At 69.5% G+C, this 13,307-nt stretch carries 7 protein-coding genes; 3 read left to right on the top strand and 4 right to left on the bottom strand.

Annotated features, from left to right (window positions below; genetic code table 11):
- Nucleotides 1-29 precede the first annotated feature (29 nt).
- Both CED_RS21465 and CED_RS09330 read right to left on the bottom strand, forming a co-directional pair.
- Nucleotides 30-3,095: a diguanylate cyclase domain-containing protein gene (locus CED_RS21465; RefSeq protein ID WP_011434842.1), complete on the bottom strand. Its 3,066-nt coding sequence runs from the start codon at nt 3,093-3,095 to the stop codon at nt 30-32.
- Between the two features lie 297 nt (nt 3,096-3,392).
- A complete protein-coding gene (locus CED_RS09330) occupies nt 3,393-3,797 on the bottom strand; it encodes a YccF domain-containing protein (protein ID WP_011434841.1) in 405 nt (134 codons plus the stop codon).
- A gap of 509 nt (nt 3,798-4,306) precedes the next feature.
- Here CED_RS09330 and CED_RS09325 point away from each other — a divergent pair.
- The 3 genes from CED_RS09325 (at nt 4,307) to CED_RS09315 (ending at nt 8,123) form a co-directional block, all read left to right on the top strand.
- A complete protein-coding gene (locus CED_RS09325) occupies nt 4,307-5,686 on the top strand; it encodes a cystathionine beta-synthase (protein ID WP_023840844.1) in 1,380 nt (459 codons plus the stop codon).
- A gap of 38 nt (nt 5,687-5,724) precedes the next feature.
- Nucleotides 5,725-6,903 (top strand): cystathionine gamma-synthase, encoded by a 1,179-nt coding sequence (locus tag CED_RS09320; RefSeq protein ID WP_035909877.1) that lies wholly within the window; start codon nt 5,725-5,727, stop codon nt 6,901-6,903.
- Between the two features lie 230 nt (nt 6,904-7,133).
- Entirely contained in the window at nt 7,134-8,123 is a 990-nt protein-coding gene (locus CED_RS09315) for a hypothetical protein (protein ID WP_023840845.1), read from the top strand.
- Nucleotides 8,124-8,662: 539 nt separating this feature from the next.
- Here CED_RS09315 and CED_RS23600 read toward each other — a convergent pair.
- On the bottom strand, nt 8,663-9,508 hold the full coding sequence (locus CED_RS23600; protein WP_011434836.1) for a hypothetical protein: 846 nt from the start codon (nt 9,506-9,508) through the stop codon (nt 8,663-8,665).
- 1,394 nt (nt 9,509-10,902) lie between these two features.
- The gene (locus tag CED_RS09305; RefSeq protein WP_035909874.1) at nt 10,903-12,588 is read right to left on the bottom strand and encodes an isovaleryl-CoA dehydrogenase; all 1,686 of its coding nucleotides are present in this window, start codon (nt 12,586-12,588) and stop codon (nt 10,903-10,905) included.
- Between the last annotated feature and the right edge of the window lie 719 nt (nt 12,589-13,307).

Raw genomic sequence — 13,307 nt, 5'->3', positions numbered from 1 at the left:
TGCCGCGCACTGGAGACATGGCGGCTACCTCATGTCGGATACCTGCCGGGGATGTCGGCGAGCGGTGCGGGTCCGCCGAAGAGGCTGCCCTGGCCAAGGCCGCAGCCGCTGTGCGCGAGGGTGGCGGCCTGCTTCGCGTCAGCGATGCCGGTGCCCAGCAGTGAAATGCCCAGTCCGCGGATGGTGGCGAGGAACGCCGTGCGCAGCGTGCCGTCGTTTTCTTCTTCCCCGGGGGTGCGGCCGTCGGTCAGCGATTCGGTCAGGTGCCGGGTGGCGGCGGCGTCGAGCACGATGATCTGGACGGGAAGCGGCAGAAGGGGATCGAACGAGAGGTCCTCGGCGTCGGGATAGGTGATCGCGAGCCTGATACCTCGTGCGGCCAGTCCGCGCAGCGCCCGCAGGGCAGCCTGATCGGTGTGGTGCGTCGCGCCGGCGACGCGGAGCACGAGAGCATCGGGTGGCAGGTGGTGGACGGTCAGAGCATTGACCACCTCGGTCGTGAACCGGGCGTCAGCGGCATCGAGGATCGAGACGGGGATGTGGAGGGCCACCTCCGGATGGCCCGTGCTTCGGTATCGGCCGAGGTCACGGCAGGCCCGGTCGAGCAGGATGTGCTCCAGTGCGGGGGCCAGCCCGGTCTGCTGGGCGGTGAGGGTGAGACGGTGGTGGGGAACGGATCGGGAGGACGGGTCGTCCCACCGAAGCGCCGCCTCGACACCGACGGTCCGACCGGTGTGGAGCTCGATGATCGGCTGATAGCTGACGTTGAGGGTACCGCCGCCATCCTCGCCGCGTACGGCGTGGGTGAGGCTGGTGCGCAGGGCGTCCTCGGCGCTGGCGGGGCACAGCTCCGGCCGGTACACCACCAGGGTNCCCTTNCCCCGCCGTTTTGCGGCGTACATGGCGGAGTCCGCCTGTTTCAGCACGCTTTCCGCGGTGGCCTGAGTGCCGGGGTCGACAACGACCAGCCCAATGCTGGCCTGGGTTGTATGAACCGTTCCGGCGAGTACCAAGGGTACGCGGAGTGTTTCCAGGATCCGCCGCCCGATGGACTCGGGGTCGACGCAGCCGCCTTCCAGCAGGACCGCGAACTCGTCGCCGCTGATGCGGGCAACCGTGTCGGTGCTACGGGCGCAACTCGTCAGCCGACCCGCGGTTACGCGAAGCAGGTCGTCGCCGGCCGCGTGCCCGAATCTGTCGTTGACGCTCTTGAAGTCGTCGAGGTCGCAGAACAGTAGTGCAAGCTGCGTGTCGTCCTGCGTATTGTCGTGGAGGCGCCGGGCAAGTCCGCGTTGCAGTCGGGCCGTCAACAGCGTGCGGTTCGCCAGGTCGGTCAGCGGATCGTGCAGGGCCTGGTGGTGCAGCTGTCGTTCGCGGGTGTAGCGGTGGGCGTTGTCCAGGCACAGCGCCGCGCGGGCGGCCAACTCCTCGGCCAGGGCCAGGTCGTCGTCCTCGTAGGGCTCTGGTTGCCGGGAGCGGCAGAAACTGGCCACCCCGAACATCACGTCGCGGGCGCACAGGGGGACGGTGATGAGCGAGTGGATCCCCTGCGCGAGGAGTTGCTCGACGCGTTCGGGGTCCTGGGCCTGCCAACCGGGAGCCGCGTGNAGGTCGGCCTCGAGCACCGCTCGCCCGCTGGCCAGGCACCGAGCCTGCGGCGTGGAGGGCAGGAAGCTGATCTGGTGACCGGCCGGGTAGAGAGCGAGGCCTTCCTGGATGCCGTGCAGGGCGGCGCGGCGCAGCAGTGCGGTCGGACGCAGCGAGTCCTCGCCCCGCAGAACAGACTCCGACAGGTCCACCGTGACGACGTCGGCGAGTTCNGGCACGGCTGCCTGGGCCAGTTCCTCGGCGGTCCGAGTCACGTCGAGGGTGGTCCCGATGTGCATACTGGCCTCGTACAGCAGGGTGAGGCGTCGCCGTGCCGCCACCGCGAGACGGCCGATTCCCTGTTCCCCGATCGCCAGCAGTGACGCGCCGATGGCGGGCTGCCGGCTGGCCGGGTACGCACTGGCCACGGGTGTGCTGGCCGGGCGGGTGGCGTCGGGTGCACCCGCCGGCAGTCGCGGCGTCGGCCTGGGCGCGCTGAGCGCGGCATACGGCAGGAAAAGCCCCGGCGCCGACGGGGCACCGGCGTCGGCCCCCCGCGGCTGGCTGTTGAGGTGTCCTGCCACAGCCGCGGCGCTGGTCATGAGGCGACGGGGCGGCCCGAAGGGAAGGACGACCTCGACGGCCAGCCCGGCCACTGCGGAGTGCGTCCGTACCTCCCTGCACACCAGCGTGGCAGTCTGACCGTGCGGCAGGGATACCTCGATGGCGGTCGGCCGGCCCGCTGCGATCAGTTCAGCGGCCTTCTCCTGCAAAACCAGCCGAGTATCGTGCTTGATCTCGATGCCGGACCCGGCATCGAGATCAAGCGGAAACTGTGCGCCGCCAGCCGGTATCCGCATCCGGTGTTTGGCCTGCCGGTACGCCAGGAGCAAGGCGCGTTCCCGCTCGCTCGCCTGTTCCAGCAGGCGATGTTCGATAGCGCGGCCAGCCTCCCCCACCATGGCTTCCGCCGACGGATTCGCCTCGGCGAGCCTGCAAATGAGGCTGAACACGCCTTCGATACGCCCGCTGAGGGGGTCGCGGACGGGAGCGGATATGCACGCGTCCGGTTGGTAGAGGTCAGCAAAGTGCTCGGCGCCCGAGACGCGGGCGGGGCGCCTTTCCACGAGGGCGAGGGCTACGGCGCTGGTGCCGACCAGGTGCTCGGCGACGCAGAACCCAGGGTGTAGGCCGAAGGATGCCTCACCGACCCGGTGCGCCAGTATTCTTGCCTGGTCGTCGGTGAGACACACGCACACCCAGGTCCCGGCGATCATGGATGCCAGTCGGTCGAGTACCGGGTCGGCCGCGCGGACCAGGCGCGTGTCCAGATCAAGATCCGGATCATAGACGGGGGAGCACCGGTCCGGGCTCACGTTCAGTACCTGGCTGCGCCACCACGAACCCAAAATCGCGTTTTGTGGTCCTTCCGCTACCAGGTCCCCCGTCAGGAATCGTTCCCGCAGGTGAGCGCTGTTACGCTGCGCAAGGTCATCCCAGATGTCCACGATGATTTCACCTCCCTCCTCGGGAGCCCAGAGGTTTCCGCGTCACCCTCCTGGCCTGCGCGCACATTCCACACCATCAAATCTACTACACCATTGTGGGCCTGCTGTCGCCTACGGAATGCTCCGATCTGCGAGCGACGCCCGAGATGAGACCGGTATAAGCACGTATGCGATGCTGGCGACGCTACCGGTGGAGCGGGACGGCATAGTCGATCATGTCGTTGTGATCATGCGGCCGGCATTCTGTTCGCGCGGCGGCGCGGCACGGTCCGAGCACGCTCGACCTGCCGCGGCGGCTCAGAATGCCGCGCGAGCTCCGACCGCGGGGGCGTCGACGTCCACGATCTCCTTACCCAGCGGCAGCAGCGAGACCGGGATCAGTTTGAAGTTCGCCAACCCGAGCGGGATACCGATGATGGTGAGGCAGAGTGCCAGGCCGGTGGTGAGATGTCCCAGTGCCAACCACCAACCGGCCAGCAGGATCCACAGCACGTTTCCGACCAGGGACGCCCCGCCGGCGCCGGGTCGGTCGACAATGCGCCGTCCAAACGGCCACAGGGTGAAGTTCGCCATCCGCAGGGCGGCGATCCCGAAGGGAATCGTGACGATGAGAATGAAGCACACAAGCGCTGCGAGGGCATAGCCGACGGCAAGCCAGAAACCACCGAATACCAACCAGATGACGTTGAGCACGAGGCGCATGAGCTGACCCGCTCTCTCCCGATCCGACACCGGGATCGTGGTGAACGCCGATGGCAAGCCTGCCGGAAGCATCAGCGCCACTGTCGATCGGCCGCCACTCGTCGATCGGCACCGACTTTATCGTACCAATCCAGCCCAGGTCGTCCGAACACGACCGTCCGAACACGGTCAGGTACACCACGATGACACACCGTCAGGTACACCACGATGATCTGCCCCGGGGACGCCATCGCAAACGGAGTGGATGCCACGCGGCCCGGCACGTTCCGGCCCTGCTCGCTACTGTCATGACAGCAGTCCATGCCGGCCGGTCGCGACCGACCGGCCGCGGCCGCACGAACGCAGGTGACGTACGCCGCCGCCTGGCGCAGGCAGCTTCCCGGCCACGGTCGTCGGTATCCAGGAGGTGAGCCGGTTCGGGTAGCCCAACCGGCTCCCGCCCGCCGTGGACACGAGGTGTCGCCCCGGTTACCTCTCTCGAGAGCGGAAGTGATGCGCGGATGACCGATATGCAGGCATTCGACCACGTAATCGATCTTGTCGGAAACACGCCGCTGGTCCGGATCACACCGACGATCGAGACGACGCCGACGCCGGTGCTGGCAAAGCTGGAGTACCTTAATCCCGGTGGATCGGTGAAAGACCGGGTAGCGCTGACCATGGTCTCCGCCGCCGAGGAGGCCGGACTGCTTCCGCCTGGTGGGACCATCATCGAACCTACCAGCGGAAACACCGGTGTCGGCTTGGCCCTGGTGGCGGCCCGGCGGGGCTATCGCTGCGTGTTCACCATGCCCGACAAGATCAGCGAAGAGAAACGAGCCGTCCTGCGCGCCTACGGCGCCGAGGTCGTCATCTGCCCGACAGCAGTGGCACCCGACGACCCCCGCTCCTACTACTCGGTGGCCCGCCGGCTCGTCCGCGAGACTCCCGGTGGTTGGAGCCCGGATCAGTATTCCAACCCGAACAATCCCGCTGCGCACTACGCTACGACCGGGCCGGAGATCTGGCAGGCCACGAACGGTCGCGTCACCCATTTCGTCGCCGGCATCGGGACCGGCGGGACGATCAGTGGAGTCGGCCGTTACCTCAAGGAGGCGTCCGGCGGAACCGTGCAGATCGTGGGCGCGGATCCGGAGGGTTCGGTCTACTCCGGTGGCAGCGGCCGGCCCTACCTCGTCGAAGGCGTCGGGGAGGACATCTGGCCGACGACCTACGACAAGACGGTCGTCGACCGGGTGGAGGCGGTCAGCGACCGCGACTCGTTCCTGATGACGCGCGAGCTGGCCAGGAAATGCGGGCTGCTGGTGGGCGGATCAGGCGGGCTCGCGGTGGTAGTCGCCCTCCGGGTCGCTCGCGAGCTCGGCCCGGACGACGCCGTTGTGGTCCTGCTTCCGGACTCCGGCCGCGGATACCTGTCGAAGATCTTCAACGACGAATGGATGTACGAGTACGGCTTTCTGGAGCCGCCGTCGAACGAGCCGACCGTCTCGGACGTCCTGCGGAACAAGGCCGAACAGACCAGTGGTCCCCCCGATCTGGTGCATGTCCACCCGGCCGAGACAGTCGGTGCCGCCATCTCCTACCTGCGCGAGTACAACGTGTCGCAGATGCCGGTGGTGCGGCACGAACCGCCCCTGCGGGCGGCGGAGGTCGCGGGTTCCGTCATCGAGCGGCATCTGCTCGCGGCGGTCTTCGCCGACCGGTCCGCCATCGACGCTCCGGTCGCCGATCATCTGTCGCCGTCGCTTCCGATGGTGGGTACCGGCGAGCCACTGGCCCGGATCGTCGCGGTGCTCGGGGACGAACCCGCGGTGCTGGTACACGACGAGGGTAATCCCGTCGGCATCCTTACCCGTGCCGACCTGCTGAGTTTCCTGGCCGTCCGCTAGATCGGCACCGATCATCGAGAACGCCCTAGCGTGGCGTCATGCATATGGAGCAGCCCGCTGAGGGATTCGAGNCCATCGCGATCCATGCCGGCCAGGAGCCCGATCCCGTCACGGGAGCGGTGGTGACGCCGATCCACCAGTCCTCGACGTTCGCCCAGGATGGCGTGGGTGGGCTTCGGAGCGGTTACGAGTACAGTCGTTCGGCGAATCCGACCCGTACCGCGCTGGAGACCTGCCTCGCCGCACTGGAACGCGGGACGGTCGGCCTCGCTNTCTCCTCCGGCATGGCGGCGGCGGACGCCCTGCTGCGAACCGTCTGCCGGCCCGGAGACCACGTCATCATCCCGGCGGACGCCTATGGCGGCACCTACCGGCTCATCGCCCGGGTGCTCGCCGACTGGGGCGTCGACCACACCAGCATCGATCTCACCGACCTCGATGCGGTGCGAGTCGCGATCCGTCCGGGCACCACGCGACTGGTGTGGTGCGAAACCCCGACCAATCCCATGCTGTCCATCGCCGACATCGTCGCTCTCTCGTCGCTGGCGCATGACGCGGGGGCGCTGCTGACGGTCGACAACACGTTCGCTTCGCCCTACCTGCAGCAGCCACTGACCCTGGGGGCGGACGCGGTGGTGCATTCCACGACGAAGTATCTCGGTGGCCACAGCGATGTCGTCGGCGGCGCGCTCGTGGTCGGCGATCCGGACCTGGGCGCCCGGCTACGGTTCCTGCAGAACGCGGCCGGCGCCGTCGCCGGCCCCTTCGACAGCTGGCTGGTACTGCGCGGTGTCAAGACGCTCCCCGTTCGGATGGACCGGCACTGCGACAACGCTCGGCGTATCGCGGCCGAGCTCGCCACGCACCCCGCTGTCGGGGCCGTCCGCTACCCGGGTTCGACCGGCCATGCGGGTCACGACATCGCCGCGAAGCAAATGCGCGACTTCGGGGGAATGGTCTCGTTCACCCTTCGGGCCGGCCCCCAGGCGGCCGTGGCGGCANGTGGCCGGACCAGGCTGTTCACTCTCGCCGAGTCGTTGGGTGGGGTGGAATCCCTGATCGAACATCCGGCGAGCATGACCCATGCCTCGGTGGAGGGCTCGCCGCTCGCGGTACCCGCGGACCTCGTTCGGCTCTCGGTCGGGATCGAATCAGTGGACGACCTCGTCGCCGATCTGCACCAGGCGCTGCGCGGGCTTTCCGACGGATCCGCGTAGCCCGGCCCCGGTTTCGGGAGTGGTGGCTTCTGGCGCACGCGTCCGGTACGGAAGGGCGNACCAGCGAAAAAAGTCCAAACCTTAACCCGCGGCGGCGACATAGCGCCCCGTACCCGGTTACCGTGACCTTACTGTGTCGAGACCCTCGGGCGGAGAACAGCAATGGTTGCGCGTGCGCATACGCCGGACATGTGCCCAGTCCGCCAGGTCGCGATCGTCAGGAGTACCACATGGACGCATCGACGGACCGCCGAACGATCCTTACCACGAGCGCGCTACTCGGTGTCCTCGGAGCCGCCGAGGCGGTCGACATGACATCCTCGGCGATGGACAGCCGCGCAGCGCTACACCAGGTCGAGGCCGGTCTGGAGTCCCTCGCCCGCCGCTGGGAGACCACCGCGCCGGCCGACTTGGTCGAGCGCCTCGCGACGCTGGAGCACCATGCGCGGACGATCGGCCGATGGCGGTTGGGCTCAGCCCTGCGCCGGGACTGGATACGAGCGCATGGCCGGATTCTTCTCATGACCTCCGTGGCACAGGGTGACAACGGCATGGCCAGGCCGGCCACAGTCTCGGCGCGGGCGGCGCTCGTCCTCGCGAAACATGTAGGAGACGCGACGACCGCCGCCCACGCCGGAGTCGTGTTGGCTGAACTCGCCGCTTATTCCTTCCAGAGCACCCGCGACGGGTTGGCGCTGGCGCGGGCGGCCCAGGCCACGGCACCACACGCGCACACCGCGGTCCTGGCGATGACCACCGAGGCGCACATCATGGCCGCGTGCCACCTGCCTACCGACGATATCGTCGCCGTGCTGCGCTCAGCGGGATCGGTCGCGGCAAAGCTCCCGGCAGGTGCGGTGGGTTACAGCCTGGACGGTATCCATCCTGGGTATCTGCCGACATTCGGCGGTGCGGCACTCGTCGCCGCCGGCGCATTGGACGAGGGAAATGAGCGGCTGAGCGAGGCAGCCGAACTGTTCGACCGTTCCCGGGCGTCCGGTGCTCTCGCCGCCGTCCGCCTTTACCAGGCATCCGCGGCGATGCGCGCACGCGAGCTGGACAAGGCCGAGATCCTCGCGACCAGAGCGCTCGCCGCATCCGCCGTGCGGCCGAGCAGCTGGCTGTCGAACGGAATCCTCTTTCTCGCCGAACGCGCCCGCAGCCAGGGCGCGGACTGGTCCGGACTCGTCATCCAGGCCCAGGAGTGGTCCCCGCTCTGATCGCGTCGTTGACGTCCGGGGGCGGTCACGACGTCATCTGCCGGCACGCCCCCGGCGCCGGGGCCTTCCACCGGGATACCGGCGCACGGCGCCCGATCAGCCATGCCAGCCCTGGCCACAACAGCCCTGGCCACAACAGCCCTGGCCACAACACCGCCGGCCGTGAGGACCCCGGCCGTGAGGACGCGGCGTCGAGCCCAGGGACGCACACCGGCGCGGAGTCCATGCAGCAGCAGCAGGCCAGCAACAACCATAATCAGAACAACCAACGGCGACAAGATGTTGGAATAATGCAGTTCATTCGACGGGTTAAGATTTACGGATTTCTGTAGGGCAGTGTTCGAGGCGATCGGCAGCGGCGGCGGTGTCGCCTGAGCGAGAACGGGATAAGGAATAGGCACGGCGGTACATTATCGGGTAGGCGACAATGCGAACCGGGCCGGTGGAGACAAAAGTGCTTCGGCTCGCCCCTCGGTCGTCGCCTTGGTCGCGGCCAGCCGCGCCGGTCCCACACCGGCGGGTTGAAACGCCGGACCCGCTCAGGGATCCGCGCACATCGCGGCATCAGCCTGTTGCTTGGAGCCGAACAGATCGGGAATCACCACAATCGGTCCGGGACCCGTCGCCGGGCCGCAGTCGTCGCCCCGGCCGTCCGCCCTGCCGCCCCCCGTCGGACCGGCCTGTGCGGGCGGTCCGGGATCGACCGACCCGCCCGCGGGCGCGGGGAGCAGTCCGCCGGACGGCCGCGCTTCCGACGGGTTCGACGACGGACGCGGCGCGGTCCGGCGGCTGGGCACCGAAGGGAGCAGTCTCCTGTCCCCCGGATCGGGTCCGAAGGCATCCGCCCGATCCGATGCGACGGGTGGAACCAATGACACCCGCCGCCCGCCGTCGGCCGACGGCGGGCGCGTGGGCGAAGACGGGGGCCGTGATTCGACGAAAGGTGCGGTCGGGCCCCCGGCGGAATCCGGATCGCCGGAAGGGGCGACGAGGCGTGGCAACGTCCGTGCTCCGTCCGTTCCCGGGACGCCGGGAACGGGGTGGACGGGGTCGGGGTAGGTGGACCGGGTGGGGAAGGACGATCGGCTCTGCTCGCGGCGGCCCGCCCACCGGTCGTCGTCCCGATCGTCATCAGTCCTGGCCCGGACGAGCCGATCGGACGACGGTCGATCGGCCTGGATCAGCACGTCGCCCGGGGTGGGCCCGCCGGGCGCGGCGAGCCCGAAGGCGATGACCGCGACCGTGAATCCAGCCGCCGCGACCGCGCCGCTTCGCCGCCGGTCCAGAATTCCGGCCCAGCCGACCCGCCCACGCAGGATGCCTGTGACACCGATCAGCATCACCATCACCGCAAGCAGAGCGATGATCATCGCAACCGCCGCCATCGGGGCCCCCAGGTCTCAGCATCAGCACGAGAACCCGAACCGTAACTCACTGAAAGTAACGAGACGAATACCAGAACGTCGTGTCGCCCTCCGTGTACCCGGAAAAGCGCGGCAGCCGACAACCTCGAGCGAGAACGATCATCCGTCCGCCGGCCCGGCGGCGACAGCCGGCCGGGCCGAGCCGACCGGCTGTCCGGTCGCCCTGGGCGAGCCCTCGTTCGTGCGCGGCGGAGCGGACGGCGACCCCGCCCCGCTCGCCGACGGTCCACTCGCCGAGGGTCCACTCGCCGGCCTAGAGACGGACCGATCCCCCGGTTCCCTCGGTTGCCGCGATGCCCCCGCGCCACGACCCGTATCACTCGATCCAGGTGATCCGGGTGAGGGGCGACCGCCGTCGCGTGGTGTCGGGGCCGCGCTCTCGGCTCCTCGGTCGGACCCGGCATGTCGGTCGGACCCGGCATGGTCGCGCCCGTCGGACTTCTGACCGGCGGTTCCGCGACCGCCAGCGGTTCCCCGGTCGTCCCCGGCGGTTCCCCGGTCGTCCCCGGCGGTTCCCCGGTCGTCCCCGGCGGTTCCCCGGTCGTCCCCGGCGGTTCCCCGGTCGTCCCCGGCGGTTCCCCGGTCGTCCGGGCGGGTGTCGGGCCGACCATGCGCCGGCGGCGGGGTTCCCGTCGGCCGGGTTCCCGGCGGCGACGTCCCCGCCGGCGACGTCCCCGGCGGCGACGTCCCCGGCGAGGACGTAGCAGACGGCAGCGTCGGCGCCGGCGACGTCTCCACCGGCAACGTCCCTAGCTGCAACGTCCCCGACGACCGGCTGTCCGCGGGCGACGCCCACGGCGGCCAGGTGTCCCATGTGGGAGGACGCGACTGCTGGGGTCCGCCGCGGTCATCGGACGGCGCCGGACGACGTGCGGCCCTGTCCGCAGCCAGGTCCCGATCCGCGTCGGTGTCCGCGGGCAACGTGGACCCGGGCTCGACGGACGTCGCGGATAGCACTGAAAGTGGCGATGCTGGCGTGGACGGTGATGGGGGAGTCGGTGCGGGCAGGACAGCCTGGCTCACGGGCAGGTCCGGATCGTTGCCGTCGCCGACCCCGACTCCTCGGGATGCGAGCAGCCCGAAAGCGACGAGCGCCGCGGATCCCGCACCGGCAACCGCGCCGGCCGTACGGCGGTTGGGGATCCACGCCCATTCCGCGCGTCCCCGCACCAGGCCGAGCGCGCCCGCGATCAATATCAGCCCGGCGACAGCCAAGCAGAAGAACACCATGGAACCCTCCAGGGCGCAGTCAGTCTCCACCCTAGGGGCACATCCCCCACCCGATGGCGCAGCATTGATTACGGAGAGTTTCTAGTACCTATCCGCCAAGGTCAGGAAACACCGAGCGAATCATCTCAGGCGCCCATCGGTGGAATTCTGCCGAGAATATTTGGCACATCAGCGGCATCGGGCAGGGTACCGAAGGCCAGTCCCCCCTCACCGGCGACTCTCGTGGCGCAGAACGCGTCGGCCACGGCGCTCGGGGCGTAGCGCACCAGCAAGGAGCCCTGCAGGACGACGGCAAGTCGCTCAACGATGCGCCGGGCGGCGAACTCCGCGTCCTTGGACCGGTCCAGGACAGCGCGCAACCGGGCCCAGGCCGCGTCCAGCCTGCGGTCCGCGCCACGCGCCGCGTCGATCTCCGTGGCGAAGGCGGCGAAGCTGGCCGGTTCCCGGGTGAGCGCGCGCAGCACGTCGAGCGCGTTGACGTTGCCCGAGCCCTCCCAGATGCCGTTCAGCGGCGCCTCGCGGTAGAGCCTCGGCATCCCGGACTCCTCCACGTAGCCGTTGCCCCCCAGGCATTCGAGCGCCTCGGCGGCCAGCGCCGGGGAACGCTTGCACACCCAGTACTTCGCGACGGCGATCGCCAACCGTCCGAACGCCTGTTCCTGACGATCGCCACGGGCCGCCCGGTCGACCGCGCCCGCCACCCGGAGCACCAGGGTCGTCGCGGCCTCGGACTCCAGGGCGAGATCGGCGAGCACATTGCGCATCAACGGAGCATCGATGAGCGGTCTCCCGAACGCGCGTCGGTGACGCACGTGGTGGGCTGCCGCCATGACGGCCGCACGCATCCCCGCCGCCGAGCCGAGGCTGGAGTCGAGCCGGGTCATCGCCACCATCTCGATGATGGCCCGGACCCCTGCGCCCTCCTCGCCGACCAGCCAACCGACCGTGTCGTCGAACTCCGGCTCGCCGCTGGCGTTACTGCGATTACCGAGCTTGTCCTTCAGCCGCGCGATGCGAAAGGTGTTGCGGACGCCGTCCGGAAGCACCCGTGGCACCCAGAAGCAGGACAGGCCACCGGGGGCCTGGGCCAAGACCAGGAAGACGTCGTTCATCGGGGCGCTGGTGAACCACTTGTGCCCCCGCAGCCGATAGGTCCCGTCGCCCGCCGGCGTCGCCGTCGTCGTGTTGGCACGGACGTCCGAGCCACCCTGCTTCTCCGTCATGCCCATGCCCGCCAGCAGGCCGGCCTTGCCCTCGGGTGGGCGCAGACCCGGATCGTAGACGCGGCTGGTCAGCAACGGTTCGTAGCGGGCGGCGAGCTCCGGGGCGGCGCGCAGCGCCGGCACCACGGCGTAGGTCATCGACACCGGGCACAGATGGCCCTGCTCGACGGTGCCCCAGACCAGGATGTCCGCGGCGCGGGCGACATGGGCGCCGGGACGCGGGTCGGCCCACGGCGCCCCGGCCAAGCCCTCCCGTACCGCGACCTCCATCAGGGCATGCCAGGAGGGATGGAAGTCCACCTCGTCAACGCGAAACCCGTAACGATCATGAGTGCGCAGTTGCGGCGGGAACCTGTTCGCCTCGTCGGCCTGGCGGGCGGCCTCCTCGCTGCCGGCCAACCGACCGAGTCGGTGCAGATCGTCCATATGCCAGCCGGCCCCCTCCCGCGCGAGGGCCGCCAGCAGCGCCGGATCGGCCGCCGCATCGTGCCCCACGAGGGGCGGAGGCTGGTTCGTCNCCTCATGGGTCCGGGACGAACACGTCCCGGGAACCGCCGTTGTCCGGTTGACGGTGGTCGGCGAGATCACCGGCCCTCCTCTCGGCCGGGCCGCACATCGGCCTCGACAGTGCCGCACATCGGCCTCGACAGTGCCGCACATCGGCCTCGGCCGGGCCGCACATCGACAGTGCCGCACATGAGCCGAGCCGCGTCCGAGCACGGCCCGTCGGCACTGGTATGAAGCGTGCCACTCCTGGCCGCGTCGGACCAGTCGCATCGCGCGCTCTCGCCGGATCCACGGGCCGTGTACCCGGCGGGGCCGTGCGGATCACGGCCGCGCCGAAGAGGATCCGCTCCCGCGGCGAAGGCCCACGGCGGACCAGAAAAGATCCCTGCCGCCGGCCCCGAACAGGTGGGCTGTTCCCGGCCGGCGTCCGGCTATTGCGCCCAAAGGTTTTTACACATTCGGCATCCAACGCCGGGACGATGTCGTCGCGCCCTGACGTCCGGGCACTAGGCCGGATCGAGAACCAGGTAAATCGACCGGTGGCCACGTCCGGGCGAAGAAATCCGCACGCTCCGGCCCACCCGAGGCGCGGTGAATCTCCGGACCGCCGTCCGGGCTAGAATGCCGTTTCCCGTTAAGCCAGCCACCGGCGGAACGGATCGGAAGCAGCCGACACACTGCTCGACCAAGCCGCCCCGCGCCCTCGCCGACGCCTCGACGAGGAGCCGGCGGGCAGGCAGGGACGGTCACGCGCTCTTATTCACCCGGCGGTCCCGCTGCCACGAAGCCCCGCCGGCTCG

Origin of the sequence: Frankia sp. CeD (assembly GCF_000732115.1) — a bacterium.
Taxonomy (GTDB): Bacteria; Actinomycetota; Actinomycetes; order Frankiales; family Frankiaceae; genus Frankia; species Frankia casuarinae.
The sequence above is the reverse complement of the archived record's forward strand: the minus strand, read 5'-3'. Positions and strand labels throughout refer to the sequence as shown.

Bases quoted from the DNA above. Each gene is read 5' to 3' on its own strand.
- CED_RS09330 (WP_011434841.1), bottom strand. From the start codon at position 3,797: ATGCGCCTCGTGCTCAACGTCATCTGGTTGGTATTCGGTGGTTTCTGG.
- CED_RS09325 (WP_023840844.1), top strand. From the start codon at position 4,307: ATGCAGGCATTCGACCACGTAATCGATCTTGTCGGAAACACGCCGCTG.
- CED_RS09315 (WP_023840845.1), top strand. From the start codon at position 7,134: ATGGACGCATCGACGGACCGCCGAACGATCCTTACCACGAGCGCGCTA.
- CED_RS23600 (WP_011434836.1), bottom strand. From the start codon at position 9,508: ATGGCGGCGGTTGCGATGATCATCGCTCTGCTTGCGGTGATGGTGATG.